The 19,043-nt window shown below is 36.1% G+C and carries 28 protein-coding genes and 2 tRNA genes; 15 read left to right on the top strand and 15 right to left on the bottom strand.

Going from position 1 to position 19,043, the window contains the following annotated elements:
• Both L1267_RS22345 and L1267_RS22340 read right to left on the bottom strand, forming a co-directional pair.
• Positions 1–238, bottom strand: a 238-nt coding sequence (locus L1267_RS22345) for a helix-turn-helix domain-containing protein (RefSeq protein ID WP_235384221.1), incomplete at its 3' end; no start/stop codon positions are given.
• Between the two features lie 444 nt (positions 239–682).
• Positions 683–1,330, bottom strand: a complete 648-nt coding sequence (locus L1267_RS22340; protein ID WP_235384220.1) for a hypothetical protein — start codon at positions 1,328–1,330, stop codon at positions 683–685.
• Between the two features lie 168 nt (positions 1,331–1,498).
• Here L1267_RS22340 and L1267_RS22335 point away from each other — a divergent pair, with 168 nt between their 5' ends.
• Entirely contained in the window at positions 1,499–2,059 is a 561-nt protein-coding gene (locus L1267_RS22335) for a hypothetical protein (protein ID WP_235384219.1), read from the top strand.
• 20 nt (positions 2,060–2,079) lie between these two features.
• Here the strand turns inward: L1267_RS22335 and L1267_RS22330 are convergent, their stop codons facing one another.
• The 3 genes from L1267_RS22330 to L1267_RS22320 all read right to left on the bottom strand — a co-directional run bounded on the left by L1267_RS22330 (position 2,080) and on the right by L1267_RS22320 (position 3,981).
• Complete coding sequence (locus L1267_RS22330) at positions 2,080–2,817, bottom strand: hypothetical protein (protein ID WP_235384217.1); 738 nt, start codon at positions 2,815–2,817, stop codon at positions 2,080–2,082.
• Positions 2,807–3,532, bottom strand: a complete 726-nt coding sequence (locus L1267_RS22325; protein ID WP_235384215.1) for a hypothetical protein — start codon at positions 3,530–3,532, stop codon at positions 2,807–2,809. Before L1267_RS22325 ends, L1267_RS22330 begins: the two co-directional genes overlap by 11 nt.
• A gap of 176 nt (positions 3,533–3,708) precedes the next feature.
• Positions 3,709–3,981: a hypothetical protein gene (locus L1267_RS22320; protein WP_235384214.1), complete on the bottom strand. Its 273-nt coding sequence runs from the start codon at positions 3,979–3,981 to the stop codon at positions 3,709–3,711.
• A 229-nt stretch (positions 3,982–4,210) separates the two neighbouring features.
• Here L1267_RS22320 and L1267_RS22315 point away from each other — a divergent pair, with 229 nt between their 5' ends.
• Complete coding sequence (locus L1267_RS22315; protein WP_235384212.1) at positions 4,211–4,912, top strand: hypothetical protein; 702 nt, start codon at positions 4,211–4,213, stop codon at positions 4,910–4,912.
• An 87-nt stretch (positions 4,913–4,999) separates the two neighbouring features.
• Here the strand turns inward: L1267_RS22315 and L1267_RS22310 are convergent, their stop codons facing one another.
• Positions 5,000–5,416, bottom strand: a complete 417-nt coding sequence (locus L1267_RS22310; protein WP_235384211.1) for a beta-sandwich lipoprotein — start codon at positions 5,414–5,416, stop codon at positions 5,000–5,002.
• Between the two features lie 17 nt (positions 5,417–5,433).
• A complete protein-coding gene (locus L1267_RS22305) occupies positions 5,434–6,018 on the bottom strand; it encodes a hypothetical protein (RefSeq protein ID WP_235384210.1) in 585 nt (194 codons plus the stop codon).
• Positions 6,019–6,191: 173 nt separating this feature from the next.
• Here L1267_RS22305 and L1267_RS22300 point away from each other — a divergent pair, with 173 nt between their 5' ends.
• The 12 genes from L1267_RS22300 (at position 6,192) to L1267_RS22245 (ending at position 11,198) form a co-directional block, all read left to right on the top strand.
• Entirely contained in the window at positions 6,192–6,845 is a 654-nt protein-coding gene (locus L1267_RS22300; RefSeq protein ID WP_235384207.1) for a hypothetical protein, read from the top strand.
• A 51-nt stretch (positions 6,846–6,896) separates the two neighbouring features.
• Positions 6,897–7,178, top strand: coding sequence for a hypothetical protein (locus L1267_RS22295; RefSeq protein WP_235384206.1), 282 nt, complete (start codon positions 6,897–6,899; stop codon positions 7,176–7,178).
• Between the two features lies 1 nt (position 7,179).
• Positions 7,180–7,425, top strand: a complete 246-nt coding sequence (locus L1267_RS22290) for a hypothetical protein (RefSeq protein ID WP_235384204.1) — start codon at positions 7,180–7,182, stop codon at positions 7,423–7,425.
• Between the two features lie 7 nt (positions 7,426–7,432).
• Positions 7,433–7,834, top strand: coding sequence for a hypothetical protein (locus tag L1267_RS22285; protein ID WP_235384202.1), 402 nt, complete (start codon positions 7,433–7,435; stop codon positions 7,832–7,834).
• Positions 7,835–7,852: 18 nt separating this feature from the next.
• Positions 7,853–8,119 (top strand): hypothetical protein, encoded by a 267-nt coding sequence (locus tag L1267_RS22280; RefSeq protein ID WP_235384200.1) that lies wholly within the window; start codon positions 7,853–7,855, stop codon positions 8,117–8,119.
• Between the two features lie 10 nt (positions 8,120–8,129).
• Positions 8,130–8,591 (top strand): hypothetical protein, encoded by a 462-nt coding sequence (locus L1267_RS22275; protein ID WP_235384199.1) that lies wholly within the window; start codon positions 8,130–8,132, stop codon positions 8,589–8,591.
• Between the two features lie 42 nt (positions 8,592–8,633).
• Complete coding sequence (locus tag L1267_RS22270; RefSeq protein WP_235384197.1) at positions 8,634–9,248, top strand: hypothetical protein; 615 nt, start codon at positions 8,634–8,636, stop codon at positions 9,246–9,248.
• Positions 9,249–9,351: 103 nt separating this feature from the next.
• Positions 9,352–9,431, top strand: a tRNA-Asp gene (locus L1267_RS22265).
• A 5-nt stretch (positions 9,432–9,436) separates the two neighbouring features.
• Positions 9,437–9,512 (top strand) — tRNA-Asn (locus L1267_RS22260).
• A 133-nt stretch (positions 9,513–9,645) separates the two neighbouring features.
• Positions 9,646–10,161, top strand: coding sequence for an aminoacyl-tRNA hydrolase (locus L1267_RS22255; RefSeq protein ID WP_328248612.1), 516 nt, complete (start codon positions 9,646–9,648; stop codon positions 10,159–10,161).
• A gap of 7 nt (positions 10,162–10,168) precedes the next feature.
• On the top strand, positions 10,169–10,780 hold the full coding sequence (locus L1267_RS22250; protein WP_235384195.1) for a hypothetical protein: 612 nt from the start codon (positions 10,169–10,171) through the stop codon (positions 10,778–10,780).
• Positions 10,770–11,198 carry a hypothetical protein gene (locus L1267_RS22245; RefSeq protein WP_235384194.1) on the top strand — a complete coding sequence of 143 codons (429 nt, stop codon included), beginning with the start codon at positions 10,770–10,772 and terminating at the stop codon, positions 11,196–11,198. Before L1267_RS22250 ends, L1267_RS22245 begins: the two co-directional genes overlap by 11 nt.
• A 350-nt stretch (positions 11,199–11,548) precedes the next feature.
• On the opposite strand, the gene L1267_RS22240 is transcribed toward L1267_RS22245, so the two are convergent.
• Both L1267_RS22240 and L1267_RS22235 read right to left on the bottom strand, forming a co-directional pair.
• Positions 11,549–12,079 carry a GNAT family N-acetyltransferase gene (locus tag L1267_RS22240; RefSeq protein ID WP_235384193.1) on the bottom strand — a complete coding sequence of 177 codons (531 nt, stop codon included), beginning with the start codon at positions 12,077–12,079 and terminating at the stop codon, positions 11,549–11,551.
• Between the two features lie 126 nt (positions 12,080–12,205).
• Positions 12,206–12,919, bottom strand: a complete 714-nt coding sequence (locus L1267_RS22235; protein ID WP_235384192.1) for a hypothetical protein — start codon at positions 12,917–12,919, stop codon at positions 12,206–12,208.
• A gap of 199 nt (positions 12,920–13,118) precedes the next feature.
• Between L1267_RS22235 and L1267_RS22230 the strand changes: the two genes are divergently transcribed.
• Positions 13,119–13,901, top strand: a complete 783-nt coding sequence (locus L1267_RS22230) for a BspA family leucine-rich repeat surface protein (protein WP_235384190.1) — start codon at positions 13,119–13,121, stop codon at positions 13,899–13,901.
• Positions 13,902–14,097: 196 nt separating this feature from the next.
• Here L1267_RS22230 and L1267_RS22225 read toward each other — a convergent pair whose 3' ends face one another.
• The 6 genes from L1267_RS22225 to L1267_RS22200 all read right to left on the bottom strand — a co-directional run bounded on the left by L1267_RS22225 (position 14,098) and on the right by L1267_RS22200 (position 18,573).
• Complete coding sequence (locus L1267_RS22225) at positions 14,098–14,337, bottom strand: hypothetical protein (RefSeq protein ID WP_235384189.1); 240 nt, start codon at positions 14,335–14,337, stop codon at positions 14,098–14,100.
• A 72-nt stretch (positions 14,338–14,409) separates the two neighbouring features.
• The gene (locus tag L1267_RS22220; protein ID WP_235384187.1) at positions 14,410–15,180 is read right to left on the bottom strand and encodes a hypothetical protein; all 771 of its coding nucleotides are present in this window, start codon (positions 15,178–15,180) and stop codon (positions 14,410–14,412) included.
• 132 nt (positions 15,181–15,312) lie between these two features.
• The gene (locus tag L1267_RS22215; protein WP_235384186.1) at positions 15,313–15,687 is read right to left on the bottom strand and encodes a hypothetical protein; all 375 of its coding nucleotides are present in this window, start codon (positions 15,685–15,687) and stop codon (positions 15,313–15,315) included.
• Positions 15,688–15,766: 79 nt separating this feature from the next.
• Positions 15,767–16,018, bottom strand: coding sequence for a hypothetical protein (locus L1267_RS22210; RefSeq protein ID WP_235384184.1), 252 nt, complete (start codon positions 16,016–16,018; stop codon positions 15,767–15,769).
• A 310-nt stretch (positions 16,019–16,328) separates the two neighbouring features.
• Positions 16,329–16,664, bottom strand: coding sequence for a hypothetical protein (locus L1267_RS22205; RefSeq protein WP_235384183.1), 336 nt, complete (start codon positions 16,662–16,664; stop codon positions 16,329–16,331).
• A 418-nt stretch (positions 16,665–17,082) separates the two neighbouring features.
• Positions 17,083–18,573, bottom strand: coding sequence for a replication initiation protein (locus L1267_RS22200; protein WP_235384182.1), 1,491 nt, complete (start codon positions 18,571–18,573; stop codon positions 17,083–17,085).
• Positions 18,574–19,043: the final 470 nt, after the last annotated feature.

Raw genomic sequence — 19,043 nt, 5'->3', positions numbered from 1 at the left:
AAGGCGATAGTTCTTTTGATTTGAAGTGCGATGCTTTTTGATCAATAGGGGCATAAGTACCGATTGGGTAATATTTACGTGCAAAAGTACGGTGATACCTTTCTTCATCGACTTTGGCATTCCAAATGCTACGCGCACAGCCCATCCACTGACTTAATACCTGCTTTTGGTGTGATGTTGGATTTGCACGAAGCTTAATGCCTGTTAACAACTCAATCTCTGATTGCTGTATAAACATACAGTAGACTGTAATTCATTCTAACCAAAAGTCAAGACCGTTCGCCTTGACTCGCAGCTAAAGCAAGCGAGAATGCGGCGAACATGTGTTCAATTTAGCTGAAAAGTGGGGGTTATAGCATGATTCAGTTGTATAGCTAAAATAAGCTGTTGGGCATGAGGAATGCCCAATTAAAGCGGCCATTAAGGTAAGAAAAAATCTATTTGTCGTTTCCAGTGTTCTCTTCAAGTTCTTCCTCTATTACAGTATCTTTGCATTTTTCACAAAAAAATATCTGATAAAAAGGAGCCCCATCGTTATGATAGAATACACCGGTTTGAGTATGGCAGCGGTTGCATTCTAGTTCTGTAAAGTCTCTCATTGCGATCCTTTTAAAAGTTTGTAGGTCAAAGTAGTTAAATTTAGTATTGGCGTAGAAATGTTTGTTTTCAAGTTTTTAGAGTGCTATTTTTTGTATTCTACAATGTTTTTATCCCAGTTAAGCCAGCTTTGAACGCTTATGAGTTTAAAATAAGTCGTATTAATGCCGGATGATGCACATAGACATAGACCATCGATATCATCAAACCCAATGGCCATAGCTTGTAGGGGGCGATTATACAGCACCATTTCTTTAAATGAGCTATCGTAGTCTAGTCCGTTATCTTTAGCTACAGAAAGAAGTTTTTTCATAACAGCGGTGTAATCAAGATTGTTTTCTTCCGCATAAGTAGCAATGTCTGTTAAATACACAAAGGAAGGCGTATAGTGAGCTTCTTTGTGTTCGATATAAACTTCATCGCGTGATTGTAGCTCAGCGCGAGCCTTTGCTGCGATTAGAAGTGAAGATGTATCTTCATAAACCTGCATGATATTGTTATCCGTGATCCCAGCGATTTGATTGCTAAGCCATTCAGACTCATTGCCAAAAGCAGTAAGTTTATTAGTCTGGATTTTGGTTTTTAAAACAAGAAGTAGATGTTCAATTTCACGTACTGCCTGACATAAGTCTTTACCATTGAGAACTGAAAACTGTTCAATTAGCCAAGGAGAAGTGTTTGGGTCGAACGTGATAGATTGTTCAAATTCACCGATTTTTATTGGTTCAGACATATAAATTACCTTGCGTTGTTTGATTCTTATTGTTGCATAAAAAGATAAATAATTACAATGAAATTTGTAATACTTCGAGTTAAAAATTATTTTAGTAATGTTCTTTAAGATTATGACTTGATTTAATATAAGAACTGTTTAAAGAATTATGCAAGGTATATGAGCGCAATGACTACAGGAAATAGTGCTTCACAAGCAGCGAAAAGATTAATCTCTTTAATGGCCCAAGTTTTCTATTATGAGCATGAAATGCGCATTATTCTGAGTGATAATTCTTGGCTAAACCCAGAGTATTACAAAAACGATAGTAAGGATTGGTGCCTATTTGATCTTGTAAATAGAGCCTTTGGATCACTGTCAGTGGAGGCGTCAGAATACCTATGTCGATGGATACATGAAGAGTTTGATTGTCCAATGATTTTTAGTCATTCAACCCATTGTCTGGAAGGGAAATACAAAGAGCGTGAGTATATTCAGAATTGGAAGAAGAACTTTGATAGAAGTAAGGAAGCAATAGACTTTATAAGTGATGACCTTGTACCGCGAGGTGATGTTCACTACAGATATGTTTATGAATACTGTAGCTCCAAGCAAATCTTTGTTTCAGATAGGGTGTTGGTTTCGGATGTTGATGATGATTTTTGGGAAGAAAATCCATATTGGTTTGATTATTACGGGGTAGAAGAGGATCCAGAAACAGGGTTAATTTTTTATCTCGATTATGAATAACTGAAGTAAAATGCGGTGTATTAATGGGCTGGGGGAGTTTGAATTACCTTGCCATCAAAACACCGCCAAATCTTTTGTTTGTACTTTGGCATAACGATGCCACCAAAGTCCTTTTTAGTTCTTAAGTCAGCTACAATGTGTTTATGAACAGCGTTGATTGCGCGATTAGATATGTTTCCATTTAACGCTGAGCATGACTCAGACAATAGTTGAACGACACCTAAAGGGTTCTCTCTGTTGAGAATTAATTGTATACCTTTACGCGCATACATTGCCTTAAGATTACTGCGCAAATTATCAAACTCAAACATTTGTGTTGGTGTGTGGTAAGGCGAAAGGCCCTTAACTAAAACAAGTGTTCTGAAATGTTTATTATCCGCAGAATAGATAAAATGTAAGCTACGGAACCGATCAAAGAAAACTGTTCCCGGTTGAAGCTCATTTTTGATACCGGGAAGTGTGATATTGTTTTCAGAGAAAAATGTCGGGTTATTTATACCCTTTGTGCAAAATCCATTATCACTATCGCTAGTATTAATAAAGCCTTGGTGCAGCAATGAAGCAACTAATTCCATCGGTAAATTTTGGTGTGTAGAGCTTACCTTAGCTTTTTTTGGAAGCCTACAGGCATATAGCCTACCAGTGCTTGCTCGTGTAAAACAAAACGTGAAACCTCCAAAGTGACTAAAAACAAAATAGACTTTACCGTGTGTATTGATGAGCAAGCTCCCTACAGGGGCTGTCTGATCATGACTCATTAGTACTCTCGATATCTTGAATATGCATCAAGAATTCATTTAACACTGCGGGGTCGCGGTATAAATTAGAGTTAACTGACTTTATGTTATTAACTAAGTAAGTGTCCCAATGATTGCTTAAGACAGCTGTCATATTGGGATTTATACCCTCTGGGAATTTTGAAAAATCAATATGAGTAATTGATATTCCAGAATTGGAGTTAATCTTAAAGGTAATGGTGCCATCAGCAAGGTATTTTGTAATAGACGAATCGCTATACTCTTGGGCCAAAAACTCCATAAATTTAGCACAACATGGATGAACTTTTTTTGAGCTATAAAAGTCTGAAACTTGTTCTTGTGTTAATTTATGCAAGACACCAACATGAATGTTTTCATCATAAGGGATCAATTGCTTAAGTTCAGTGCTATAGCTTATAGTAGTATTGTGTTCGCCAAAAAGCTCATTGTGCTTTTGATTAATATCCACATCTTGTACTCTGAGGTTTTCACATATTGCAATAACGTTGTTCGGATAGTCCGCACAGAACTCGTCAAAACTCAGTGAAGAGTAGTCAAAGCCATATTCTTCAGTCATTTTAGCTCGCTCAGCTTCAAATTTGCTTGGGCTAACTTCAATAAGTAGAGGCAAATAACAGCGATGAACGGTATCATTGATTGCCGGTGCAACACTACTAGTTTGGAAGACTGCGATAAGTTTAATGTTCTGACTCACAATATATTACCTTACTTTGTTTGTATGATTTAATTATAGCAAATAAAGATAATTTCTACAATAGGTTTTGAGTTCAAAATAAATAGACTTTTGATTGCAAATAAAGTCTATTGGAAAAAATGCTACCTATAACTTGCGCGAAGTTAATGCCCTGACTTACATCAGGGCATAGGCTATTAATCAATAACAAGTACCAGTAAACCGGGGTTTTCCCATTCCCAATAAGCGCTATCACCAAAATGCTCTTTAGCCCACTCTTCTATTTGCTCTGAGACGTATGAGATGTTGCCGCGACACTCACCCCAGTAATCACAAAAGTATGAGCTATTCTCATGCTCGCCATTACAATAAATGTGGCCATCTTTTTCATAGATAGGTGCTTCGATAACAGTCTTCTCATCAAGAGCACAAACTGTAGTTGGTAACGCCTTATTTTCTAACAAACTCATAACTAAACTCCCTTAAGTTGATAAATCAATTGTACACAAAAAAGATATTAAACACAAGAGAAAGGGGTGTAGATTAATGAAATTTTCACTTGTCACTTTGATGTACTCAAAGCAAATATATTTGGCTTTTTTGTTGCTTTGTCATAATGAACTGGTATTTTTCTAGCGATACGTTTTTAGGGCTAAAACCCTGAAAATGCAGTAACAATACAAAATATAAGGTGAAAGTATGTTAGGATTATCTGCGATTATTTATTTATTAATTGCCTTCGTGGTTATTTTCGGGGTTCTTTTTACTCTAGCAACCTTACTAAAAGATTGGGATGGTCTAAAGATATCAAATAGAATTGTAGTCTCTCTTGCGGGAATATTGTCAATAACTCTAGTCACAACTCTGCTTGTAAAATATAGCTATCCAAGTGAACCAATAAAGTCGTTGTATGGAGTTCAATTAGGTAAACATGTCAATGAGACTCCAATTTTAAGTGAGTTTGGGCATTTTAAAAACTCGGATGGTTCTTCTCGATATTATAATTTGACTTCTGATTTAGGTTATCCAGAAATTAATGTAGACGTTTTTGCAGATAAAGAAAATATTGTAAGAAAAGTGAACATAAAAGTATCATTCTTAAAGCAAGATTTAGAACTTATTAAAAAATTCGAGGCGGGGATGGAGGCCAAATTTCTAACAAGCTACAAAACAAAGTCAATTCTAATGACATCTGATTATGATGATGGGGAGAGTCTAATTAGTTATGAATCGTCAGAATTTTTGTTCGGTTCAACAGCTAAGAATAATATGTATGATATTGAAATATTAGCTAAAAACTATAAGCAAAATAACACATTAGCCGAACACGACTTAAACAAATACAAAATTAGAAAAGAGGAAGCTCTAAGTAAAACACGAACGTTACTAAAAGTGTTGTAATGTATTAAAAGCAGTCAGTCCACAGGAATATTAGTAAATTTTGTGGACTGACAAAAATAAAGTTTCAAATTGCGACTGATATGCAGGTCATTGATTGCTTACATCATCAACAAAGCTACTGCGCAGATTAAAGTCTGGAATAATAGCTTCCGGCTTAAAAGTTACTCTGTAATTGTAAACACTAACATCATGAGCAGATAATTGCTCAGAGAAATAAGTAACATTGTCTGAGAGGCCAAGTTGATGCTTAACAAATTTACCTTGATCATTTTTACATGTGAACGTTACTTTATGTTTCATGTCTTCAACAGAGCATAGTCCTTGAACTGAAAGAATAAAGTCTCCTGTAATTCCATTATAGAACACCACACGGCGAGCAATCTCAAAATTGTCAGCAGCCTGAGATAAATTGCTCGATGCAATACTCGCATCATTTCTACAACCAGAAAGTCCAGCTGTCAGGAAAATACAGGCTAGGGCCGATAGTATTGTAAGTCTTTTCATATTTCACCTTAGTTATGTTAAGAAAATAATTTCGTGATAAATTTGTTTCTAAAGTCGTTTACTTGTGTACTCGAAAAATCAGCTGATCGTATATAGGCATCCCAGTTTTTAGAAATGGCCGACAAAAGTTTTATCGATACCCCCAGTTCAGTATTAACGCTGTCAATATAAAGCTGATCATCAACAATACGGAATGATAACGAATTGGCAGCAAGAATGGCTCTTGATCGGCAACTAGGGAATTGCTCTTCTGTGAACGCTTCAAAACTCGCAAGCGTGGAGATTCTCTTTTTTGTAGACAGGGCCTCACAAAAAGTGCGCTTATCAATAGAATGCTCGGCATTACCAAACTCTGTGTTTGAGATAATTATAGAAAAAACATTTATGCTTTCAAATGGAATATTAAGACAGATGTTTAAGACATCATTTGGATATTCACTGATAATGTCCTCCAAACGTAGAAGATCTGCATAACTACCATGCTTATCAAGCAAACACGCACGAAGCTTCACATCTAACTCTTCAGTTAGTTCAAAACTAACAGGAGTTATAGTGTAAGTATCAATATTTTCATTATAAAGAAATGCAGTTAGTTTTTTCATACAAAAAGTCTCTTTTAAATTTCTAGGGTAAGAATAGCAAGGCAAAACCACATTTACAACAAAAAAAGATAATTTTGCTCGCAGCATTGACATATATCTATTGGATATGTAAGATTAATGAAAATTAAGGTTCTCTCTGTGACTTAAGGATAATTATGAAACAATCTAAAAATGTGGCTCAACTAGAAACTTACTTCTCATCTCTAATAAAAAGTAAGTTTATAGATGTTGAGTATATGGTAGATGACATATTAGATGTATTTGAAACCTTCAGCTGGGCATGTAGTGACTCATTACCCGACAATGTGCAGGATCGCTTTAAAAAGCTTGTGGCTAAAGGCAATGCCTTCGAACTATCAAATGATGAACTCATTGAATTATTGGAAGTATGCCCTGTTGATCACCCATACAGCGATTATCTGCAAGCAAAAAAACTATTGGAAGTATCTGAGGATGCCAACATAGAGGCAGAAAAAGAAATGATAGGTTGGGAAGTTATGGAAAATTCCTATATTTCTAAAGAAGAACAAACAAATTACCCAGAGCATTATCAAAAACGATATCATGCTCAAGTAACCGTCGGTAATCAAATCAGTATTGATATCAAAGACGAACAAAATGAGCCATCAATTGGTATGATGATAGAAATCAGTTGTGGTACACCGGCTATACACATTGATCTCGATGGCGGTGATAATGTCATTCACATTCATAAAGCATGTGATGGCTTAGTTGTAACGCCCGAAACAGACGTTACAATAGAAGAATGCGAACCGGGTAGCAGTGATAACTACACTGACGGTAGATCAAAAGTATTTAAGCCGTAGATAAATCTGCCCCTAGACAATAAAGTATAGGGGCATTCTAAAAGGTCACAGATGGTGCTAGACAAAGAGAAAAAGAAACGACTTTACAAGACAGCAAGGCAGATAACACAATGCTCTCAAAATGATTGGGGAAGATTGTTTAATCTTGAGCCACACAATGGACAAAAGGGACAGCCTAATGTTGCGTTAAAGGAAAGTGGTACTAAGGGTGTCAATAAAGCAGAATGTCTAGCTTCAGAGCTTCTTGTATTCTTATATGAGCAAGGGTTTGATATAAAAAACACTGAATTTGATAAGCAAGGTACAATTACTCATATTCCATCAAGGAAATAGCATGACAAGAAAAGTAGCTGATGTAAAATGCCCTAAATGCGGCTCAAAGACGTTTACACTTATGGATTTCACTTTAATGTCAAATGAACGTTATGTAGAGAATGGCGTTTGGGATAATGATACACAAATAAATCCATGCGAGATGACAGGGAAAGTTCTTGCTAATTGTCACAACGAAAGTTGCAAGCATACATGGCGATTAAGAAATGTCGGACAAGTTACTGACTTTGAAGAGATAACTGAGTGAATAAATAATGAGTTCTAAAATTAACTACGTAGAAATAAAAGATGGTGACTTTCTCACTGTATACCATTATGACGGTAGCAAAGCCCAATTAGAGTTGTTTTACCCAGATGAATTCACAGTAATGCTGGACGATGGAATAAACTTAACAGTTGAGGGTTATTCGGATCTAGATAAAGGTAAGATTTACGATGAACTCAAGCGTTACGCAGTTATAGAACTGAACCAGCCACAATTAAAATCTCTAAAGGCAACCGCAAAGACTCAATTACTTTATGATGCTTTCTCTGTACTATGTCATGGGACTTGTGATGAACAGCAAGACGTTTTAAAGCGATTAACAGCGTATTTTCAGGGTAAAGACTGTACGAAGTTACAGGCCAATTTTAACAAGCGCTACCCACAAGAATAGAACTGAGAGTTATATTAGATGAAAGCATCAACTACATTTAAAAAAATAGAGAAAAAGCTGAACGAAGCACATGAACTTATGAAAGTGATTAATCAAGCTCTAGAGAAAAAAATGGGGCCTGATTTTTATTTAACGACGAACATGACAGAAGGTGTTTTGATAGTTTTTGGTGATCAACAAGCACCTGAGAATGCCATAGTCAGCGCAAAAGAAATTGATTGGATACTTAGCGATGCGGTATCTAAAGAACAAGCATTAAAACTATTAAGTAATAAATCAATATAGGGCTTTATGCATGAATGATAAGTGCAAATGCGGTGCAAAATTAAAGTATAACGTCGTTGAAGAAACGGAAAATTTTGAGAGGTATGAAACGCTCGACTGTATTAAATGCGGATACCATTTTGATTATCTAGAAAGCGAAAACCCTCATGTGCTAGAAGTTGCACTAGAAATTGATATGGAAAAGTATGAACCACCAAAAGAAGTTACGTACAATGTAACTTTTCAAGCTGTACGCGATGAAGAAATCGAATATTTCATGCCTAAGGGGTTTGGCGATATTATTGACAACAGTGTTGTCGAACAACGAAAAGAGCTTTTAAAGGGCATTAGAAATAAACATAACGGCTATTGGGTCGGTCATAGTATGTTTACAACCTTAGTTAGTTTAGGTTTGGTTGAAGATAAACCTATCGCTAGACTAACGGTAAGAGGAAAAATATTTTTACAGCAAGGACTTGAGGCAAATAAGTAAACTTAGTAGAATCATAAAACATCTAACGTAAGGTTTATTTATATGAGTTTATTTACTGTAACAGATATACATCTGATTTCCGTTTTCGTGTATTTTTTATTAATTGTATTTGCTTTATGGATTGTTAGCTTGAAGGTTAAACGTCAGTATTTTTTAGGCTTTATACCGATAGCTTTCATACTATATGTTACGGTAATGAGCCAAAACTTTGGTTTTACAAACGAACCAGTAGATACAATCTATGGGGTTAAGCTTGGCACTCAAGTTGAAAGTTACTCGACGCTAAAGAAAACTGAAGATGAATACGAGTTAGAATTAAACTCTTCTTTGCCCGAAGCTATATTGCGTGTTAAAGCTGACTATGCAGGCAATATTGAGCGGGTATATGTGTCAGTATCTTTTCTTTCATCTGAAGCAGCACATAGCTTTAAAGATGATTTAAAGAAATCTCTGTCGAAGAAATATGGTAATAGTCTTAACTATATACTTGGAGGCTTGTCTTATTCTGACAGAAAGAATTTGCTGCTTGTGCGAGATGTTACTGAACTTACTTCAGGTAAGTTTAATGTTAGTATGTCGCTAAGCTACCTTGATAAAGACTTTAATTCATCTAATCTAGAAGCTGAAGGTTCCAAAAGGTTGGTTGAAGCTCTTTAGGTTAATTAGATATTATTTTATCTATAAATAAATTTAAGATTTTTTGGTTTTATTGTTGACAAATTTATTTAAGAAAGTAATATTGATTACAAGAAAAGATTTTGCTTTCATAGCTCCAATGGTAGAGCTTTCGGGCCGTCAACCCGGAGTATGTTGTGAGTTCGAGTCTCGCTGAAAGCGCCAATTTTGTCTGGTTAGTTCAGTTGGTAGAACGGCGGACTGTTAATCCGTATGTCACTGGTTCAAGTCCAGTACCGGACGCCATATCATGTAGGGTGAAGTGGCAAGCTGCTAAAGCTTCTTACAGGCAGGCTTTTGTAGGTGGTTGGATATTGCAAGTATCGCGAACCATTCTTTTAACTTTAAATAAAGGGTAAAATTACCATGAAAATAGCATATTCATGACTCTTGCGGACGGGGTAGACCGCACCTTTTAAATAAGGAAAATAGCTTAACGCTAGAAAATTTCAAATCACAACCACCAGCTACTGCTAGTGATATCCTATCGGAGTACACAAGCTCCAATCAATTCAATAAAGAAGAACATCTTTATTGTTTCGCTATTGTCAGAAGAGATTTAGAGATGCCACCGGGCAAGTTATCTGCGCAAGCAGGTCATGCATATGGTGATGTTTTAGATCTAGCTCGACAAATATCTCCTGAAAGAACTGATAATTATCGAAACCCTGATAAGGGCGGTAGTAAAGTTACTTTAAAGGCTAGAAATCAAAACCAACTAATTAACGCATACAACGCAGCAGTTCAGGCCGGAATACCTGCCAAGATTGTTGTTGACCGTGATCACGTACTTTTACCTCACTTTACGGGCGAGCCTGTAATTACAGCCCTTGGTATTGGGCCATGTAAACAAGCTGAAGTACGTCATATCACGAAAAAGTTTAATTGTGTCTGAGGTTAGTATGGAATTGATTAAAAACATTTCTGTGCGTGATCTGACGCACTTAAAAGAGTGTATGCACTCTTGCGAACAAACAAAAGGTCTAACTGTTCTGGAACATGGGGAGCAAGTATCAGACTACTTTCTTGATCTATATGAACACGTAATCAGTGGCAAATCATTAAAGCATGAGTGGCGATTGCCAAAGTGGGTATTTGATAGTGCGTTATGGTCGCGCCTGATGCCCTTGGACATTATAACAGAGTATCATTGGTTCCATGACTGCGGTAAACCATTTTGTCGCGTTACAGATGCAGAGGGGAAGGTTCATTTTCCTGATCATGCAGCTGTCAGTGCTGATATTTGGCTTCGACTTGGCCTTAATGAAAAAGTTGCCAAATTGATGCGCCATGATATGGATATTCACTTATTAAAAGCGAATGGTTTAGATGACTTCGTATCTATGCCTGAAGCAGCAACTCTATTACTAACGGGACTATCAGAAATACATGCTAATGCATCAATGTTCGGTGGTACTGAATCAGTTTCTTTTAAAATGAAATATAAACAAATCGAGAGGCGTGGTAAGGCCATTGTCTCATTACTAAACAAAGGTGATTGTCATGAACAATGAATCAATGGAAACAACTAATATCAGTTCAATTGAAAAAAAAGGTGTAACAATGTCAAATAGTAATGCAAACGTTTTATCTAAAGAACAGTGGTTAGTCGCAGTAGGCGAGTTTAAAGCGTATATTAAAGATCCTGAAAATAAGCCACAATGGTGTGATTATGAGTGTAGAAAGGTAAATAACAAAACAAGCTATATGTTGTTTTTATTTTACGCCATTCTAAGAGGTCGCGATACCTCAAAAGTAACTCACGATACAAAAAGTGGTTCTTATCTATACCGGTTAAGCAGCTTAAGTAGATATGCTAGCGGGGCTAATTACTATGATTTTAGTGACGAAATCAACATGATTCGTATGTGCTTCAAGTCATTGGAAGAATGGCAAGTAAAAGCATTGATTGAGTGTTACTTCGAAGAGTAACTAGAAATAATGGCAGTTGGCCTTCTGTAATGCCATCTGCCATTACTACTGAAATAAGGGGGCAATATCATATGGTTCGTTGGTATACGAATCATATATATCGCCACTGCATGTAACCGAAACAAAATCGACATGACGTAGGCCAGAAGGCTTCTTGTACTCAATAGAAACTGACTTACCCTTTAACAAGGAAAGTGCTCCTAATAATTCTGATTCAGAATTGCATGGAGTTCTTGCAGCGAAGTTTCTTACAGTAACCGTCATGGTGATTAAACCTTATTTAATAATAAATCTTATGTGGTTATATTACACTAATTTATCTTTATTTGCAACAAATAGTGAGCAACTAATTAAGCTGCCCATTTAGATAGAACTTTACTTTCAAAGGTATTTGCAGAATAAAACTCTGTTGCTATTTTATTAGGGCTTAAGCCAGCCTTTAAAATGATAGGAACAGCGTCGCCAGTAGCTATAATAAAGGAATTTGGACGATTTCTTTCAAATAAAGGTTTAATGATGTCGCTATAAAAGTGCTTAGCCACGAATGAAGCATAGCCCTTACCTCGCAGGCTCATTTTAGTTCTAAAGTGAATGACTCCAAGATCATGAAAATGAACATCATTATGATTAATCACTTTATCGTCACGGTTTTCAAAATTTTCAATAAAGGCATATGCGACAATTTCATTGTTTTGGTAAACAACGACTCCCTCGGCAATAGTGCCATGAGTAAGAGAGTTATTTGTACGCAAATAATTAAAGATATTACCTACACGTTGGTAACCCATGCGAGGATCTTCAGAAACTAAAAAGTTGTATAGCTTATCAGCATGAATATTTAATTGGCCAATTTCTACTTTAACATCTGAGAGCATAATCATATTTACCTTATTGTTTATACTTTACATTGTAGCACAAAAAAGATAAAAATCAACAAAAAGATAATAAAAACAGCTTGTTAATATTGTTCATATCAACAAGCTGGTGTGGATATAATTAGGTGCGTCCTACATTGCTAAGCCTACTTCATACATATTTGCATTGATAGAATCAATACTATCGTACTGTCGAGCAAAAGTTAGCTTTAAGAATAATTCAGCATCATGTTCTGTGATTTCAACTATATCAAAAGGAATAGCCTTAACATCTGAGGAAATGAAACAATCGTTATCAGCGTCGTATTCGCCATCCATGAATGCTTGAGCATAGCTGTAAAGCGCTAGGTGAGCTATTTCAGTGTCTGTTGATGATGTGCGGAAGATAGCATACGAAGTCATATCTGTAGTTTCTTCTACATTGACTTTAAGTAGATAAAAACGAATGGGGTCAGAAATACGTTCACTGCGCACCTCATTAGCAAACCAATTTGTAGAATTGCCCTCATGTTGTTCCCAAGGTGTAATATCAAGCTGTCGCTCTCCTGTAGGGAATGGAAGGGTAGCATCTTTAAGTTCTTCACTATCGAACATTAAAACAAGCAAGGAAGCGAGAGAAGGGTATTCTTCGAGATTGATGCCTGCGAACTCACAGTCAGGTAAAGAGAATAATTTATCAGCAACGGAAACTAATTGACTGTCTTGTGTAGGTGTAAGTTGCTTAATAAAGGGAAGTGCAATCTCACAGATTTTAGTGTCGCGATCTTCAAGAGAGCCTACGTTAGCAATCGCTTGTTTTGTTGACACTAGTAAAGATTTTAGTTGGTTTTTGAATGTTAATTCCATATTTATAACTCCGACCTTATATATGTATGATTATCTTTAGTTCACTCTCTAATTAAACCATAAAAAGATATAAGAGTCAAACAGTGTTCGTTTTAGGATAAGATTTTCACAGTTTTAATAAAATGGTGTACCTTAATTATTTTGGTGATTAGTATAGAGAAATCCGTAGTTCAAAAAAACAAATTAAAAAGAGTTTTATATGCGCAGTTTAATTTTATTGTCAGTTATTTTATCAACCACAAGCTTGCCTATTAGTGCGGCCATTGAAAGTCCCAATATTTCTAAAGCCAACGTATTAAGATTTTTTTCACCGTACCACCAGCGAATAGACTCAGAAGACGGTAAAGAAAGTCTCAGTCACCCTTCATGCACAGCTGAACAGCCGGTAGTGAATAGAGAGCAACTACAATCCATGATAACAAATGGTGATGACGTATCAAATGTGTGTACTTCAACTATTACGAGTATGTATGCTCTATTTCAGAACAATGAAACTTTTAATCAAGATATAAGCAATTGGGATGTATCATCAGTAACAGATATGAGGAACATGTTTCAAGGGACAAAATCATTTAATCAAGATTTGTCTAGATGGGATACTTCAAATGTAACAAGCCTAAAAGGGGCGTTTAATGTATCAAATTTCAATGGTGATATTTCGACTTGGAATACATCAAAAGTAACTGATATGGCGAACATTTTTGATAACAATCATGTATTTAATCAAGACATAAGTGGCTGGGATGTCTCAAGAGTAACTACGATGACTAGAGCCTTTGCGGAAACGCCGTCTTTTAATCAAGACTTGAGTAGTTGGAATGTTTCAAGTGTAACGGATATGCGAGCGATGTTCGATCACTTTGAAACAACGCTTGGCTTTAACCAAGACTTGAGTGGTTGGGATGTATCAAATGTTACTCAGTATTCATACTTTATCCCAAGCGAATTTCCTTCTGAGTATATGCCAAGCTTTGGTAACTAGTTGCTTGGATTAAGCATGCACTTGAAATAGTGCATGCTCTTGAAGCATCTGCTTACAGAAACTCGCAATTTCAACAACTTTAGCACTAGAATCACTGGTAATAATTAGCATAAGTAAAAATTTATCCTGTTGTTTTATTGACGTTCACTGGGCAATCTTCAGATTATGATTTTACCCAATGAATACAAATGTTCAACTACTCATTAATAGAGGGCATGCACTCAAATATGTGATGATGAGGACTACTTACTTTTTCAATGAGACTATCCGGATCACCACCAAAGTCATAATCTTCTAATTGGTCTTCATCATTATAGCCTAGAGATTTAGCTTGCTCGATTTCTTCATCAAAGAATAGCGCTACAGCTCCATCGGCAAGATACTCTCTCAGAATGGAAGCATGCTCAGGTTTGACGAAGCGAAGTGTGGTGCTCATAAAAGTTTCCTGCTTTGTAAAAAAGGCCTTAAACTAAAATATAGAGTAAGGCCTATAGGTAAGATTAGGTTATTAAGCGCTTTCTTTAACGAACTCAACTGCTTTGAGGACTTCACTGTCAATATACTCAAGTAATGCTGGGTCGTTCTTGCTGAAGCGAGATATTGTTACCTTAGAGCGTTCAGTATAATCGCCTGATGGCTTTTTACACGCGCTTTGAACGGCTTCAAACTTTGACTTTGACACTTCAGTAATTCTTAATGGGCAAAATAGGGTAGACTCTGTTTCGAATAAAGGCTTATCTATATCGCCAAATGATTCCATAAATGAACCGCAGCGTGATAGAGAGTGAGCAGCTTCGTACTGAATAAGGTCAGTATCGTCTAGGTCACCGTAAGCAAGTGATAGCACGCCAAAGTCAATGAATTCTCCGCTAATCACATTAGTTTCGACAATCCAGTATTTTTCGTCACTATTTGTGTACATGATTTGTTCAGCAAACCAGTGCCAAGGCTGATCACATAACACATCACAAAGTGGAATGGCTTCTGCCAAAAAGCCAACAAATGCCTGATATTCATCTTCTTTGTACTTGGTAAACTCGGTTAAAACGAGAAGGCCTGCAAATTGAGTTTCGCTAAAGTCTTCAAAAGGGCTTTCCGAGAATTGAATTTTAAGCTTACTAACGCTATTCATTAACTCTTCTAATTGAGTTAGTGTTAGTGTAGCTAGCTGAGCATCAAGAATGGCTTTAACATCAGTGAGCGCTTCTACAGTAGGAGCTTCATGATTGCCTAACGAAAGAATTGAGTTGATTTTGTTTAGTGTATTTGTATCTAACATAGTCCGACCTTATGTAATTTCATTATTGATTGTTTACGGTACTTATAATAGCAATTTCAAATTCTAATTGCAACAAAAAAAGATATTGAATTTAAAGCTACTATGCATCTCGAATAAAACCAGAGTAGCAGTTTATGCCGCTCTGATTAATGTCATTGTAACAACGCTTTGCTTAGAGCATCTATGAATGTGAATATCACTGACAGGAACAGCTACTAATTCACTATCTTCTGGGAAAGCGATTTTGACCAGTGATTTAATTGCGCCATCATTAATTACAAGGTCTACAGGACAATTTGTAAAAAACAATGTGAAAGTAGTGAAGAAAACAGATACATCTCCCGAATCATTCTCGCCTAATGACCGTGTAACCGACACATCAAGATATGAACCATCACCTAACTCAGCATTCAGTTGCTTGGTTTCATTCCCTTGGAATAATGATGTAGAAACTGTGAAACTGAGTTCAACAGGAGAGTAATTTACTTGACTGAATAAATGTGACATAAATGACCTTAATGTATGATTTGTTTACAAATTGATTATACCTGAACCCAGTATTTAATGCAATAAAAAGATATTGAGATTAATCAATTTCTACAAACTCAATTTCACCAACACTCTCAAGTAGTTTATTGACAGCTGGATCATTGTACTTTTCATAGTAACCTCGACAAACAATATCAACACCTCTAATAGTCCCTTTATGGCATAGAAATTTTTTATTGTTTGTAACGCAGTCTTCCAAAATCTCATCTTTAGCTGCATCAGACACAATTTTGTTTTTTGTGAACAAGCAGTTATTACAACATTTTTTTTGAACGGTCTCTAATGGCATGCTTTTACCTAAGTTATTATTGTTCGTGCATTTGGTGTAAGAAGTTTAGTTCAATTTTCTTAAAATAGCTCGCAACTTGTCAGTTCTAAAGAATGCGCAGATGAAAATTGATAGCAGAAGGAAGCCAAACAAACACTTTAAAACGAAGTATGCAGCTGCAATATGATCACCTGAAAAGTAAAATTTAAAGCTAAAAATTAAGCCTAGTATTAGTGATGATGTTACAAACGTTCGTTTAATAAACGTAAACATAACACAGATACCCAATAAGATTGATGCGAGAATATTTGCTTGCATGAAAATGTCCTTATTATTGACTAATAGCAGAGGTTTTTGATTGACGGCGTAAAGCAGCCCTTTCCTTACGTTCAGCGATGCGCTTTAAGATACGCTCATGAGCAGCAGCAGGAGTGTCAGTGTTAGATAGCTGAAGCCCCATCTTAAGCTGATAAGTCAGTTCAACCTCCCATGGAGCTTTTCTGATGCATGATTCATCTAAGAACTGACCAAATGATTTTTCGTTGCCAACACGAATACGTCTACTAATTCGGCCAGTAACCAGTTCAAGCAATCTAGTCGCACGTTCCCTGCCAATTCTTAAAACGAAATCTAAAGCATATTGTTCTGAAGGTAGTAGATTATTCATAGTCAGCTCTTATTTATGTTATTGTTTATAAAGTGATTATACTAATAAATGACGCAATAAGCAACAAAAAAAGATAATTTACTCAATGTTGCCTAATCCTAACTTTAAAGTATTTTTACCTTAATCTTGTTGTATGTGAGTTAGTTTAACATAGCCCCACTTTAAGCGCAATATATATGTGCTACAAATATACTTAATTATAATCCTTTTTACTGTATACTCTTTATAAATGGATTAAATTTAAGGTCGTGAAGGTGTTTTAAGCGCAACCTATAAGACAGAATTCAATCTAGTTATAGGCGTTATTGGAATGAACTAGAACCAAATTCAAACGTTTGTATACTTGGAACAAGAGTCGAATGGTTGATTGTAAATAATTGGAAAATGGCCAAACAAAATGTTTGGCCATATAAATGCTTTATGCTGTAGCTAGCGCTGAGCTATAAGCCGCAGGGGTAAATAAATTATACTCTTCCCTGAGAAATACTGTAAACATGTAGAAAACTTCACCTGACAAATCTAAGAGTGATTGTTCCTCACATTCATTTAAGCACTGTTCAACATAGCTTGGCTTTTCAATCTTAATCCACTCAAGGAAGCTATCTTTGATACTCTTTAAGGCAAACTCAGAAATCCCCCTTAAATGGTTCTCAATAATTACCTTCTTAACACGCTCATTGAGAAGCATTTTCTCTGTTTTAAAATTACTGTCATCAGGTGTTAAGCGATAGTTATTTTCGAGATGCTCATTGAGCATATTGTTTGTCTGAATCCAGTTTTCACGGTTTCCACGTATAACCTGTTTACGGTAGATACCACCAAATTCATTTAATGGCGATTTTAAATAACTTGTTAAATTCCTAAGATCGTTACCTCGGCGGTTACACCATACAATATATTCGAGCATTATATTGTTATCATTGTCTCGACACTCATCGAGAACAGAATCAATTTGATTGCTTGCAATTCCTAGTGCTCGCAATTCAGATTTCTGAATAGAAAGCTCATTTTCAAACTGAAGGTTTGGTATAGGTGATATTCCGGTTTTTTCTCTAATAATGAAGCGGATGTCCTGAATCTTTTTCCGGCCTGTTTTTTGAGTTCCTTTAATGATATTGCCATCTAAGTCGTGACTATCAGGACTAGTTTCTAACTCTACAGAGAAGCCTATTTGAGATGATTCATTAATATTTTTAATGGCCGGGTAAATGCATTTCTCACGAATTCTGCTGAATTGACTGTAATAATCAGTTTGTAGATTAAACAGTTCACGAAACATGTCCAATGAAATCCAGTTTGTTACTTTATCAGACTTTTGATAATGGAAGCTGCAAAAATCTAGAAGCCTAAAGCTATACTTGCTTGTTAAAGAAGAAAGACTCAAAGGGGCTTCGAAAGATGCATCAGGGTGTGGTGATATTAGTCGATAAATAATGTAGGCTGGCATTTCAATAAAGAAAAACCCGTCTTCTCTATTAACAGATGATATAAACCGGGTAAATCCGTTCCAATCATCAGTTTCCTCAAGCCGCTCAGCAATGCCGAAACTATCAAAGTAAATTTTCTGATCACTGATCTCTTCAATAACTTTTAAAACTTGAGTAAAACTATAAAAGCCATCACCCTTAGAGTAGCCCATTGCTTGTAGAAGAAGGTTTTCTTCAATGGCAATGGTCTTATCAGACTTATTGATCATCTCAAGGCTAATATCCTCTTTCTTGATATTTAAGAACTGAGGGTTTCTAGTAAGGAAAGCGTTGCGTGTAGCCCAATGTATAGCGCCTAACGCTTTAAGCTTCCTGACAGACAGGTCTATATCACTTCGTGCAGTAGAAATCGCAATAGGCTTTGTGTAGCTCTTTATGTGACTATCAGCATTTGTGTTTTCAGTTAAGTTTTTAGCAGTCATAGCGCAAGTTTACTAAGTTGTTGTTATTGGATTTTGTTCAATGAACTTAATAATTCGCGATCCGGCTATAGAAATCCAGTATTTTGTTTGATTGATCCCTATAAAGATCTGAATTTTTAGTTTTCACCCCATAATGATCTAAGGATAACGATCTTTATGGGGTGAAATCAACTTTTCACCCCATAAAGATCTGACTAACAACTTAAATCGCAGAAAAAATGAACAGACTACCGTTCAGATTGGGGTGAAAACTAGGCATAGAGGGCATTATTTATCAGCAAGCAACATTTCCACCCCAAATAGATCTGTTAAATGGCTATTTAAGGTCACATATTCGATCATCATGGGGTGAAAACTACGTATAGAGGGCAGTATGTGTCATTGAGCAACGTTTTCACCCCAAGTTGAACGGTGAAACGGTCAACGATTGAACAAGTATTCGATCTTTATGGGGTGAAAACTACGTATAG

Source organism: Pseudoalteromonas sp. OFAV1 (genome assembly GCF_021532595.1).
Taxonomy (GTDB): domain Bacteria; phylum Pseudomonadota; class Gammaproteobacteria; order Enterobacterales; family Alteromonadaceae; genus Pseudoalteromonas; species Pseudoalteromonas lipolytica_C.
This window is presented reverse-complemented; position numbering and strand designations above follow the sequence as displayed.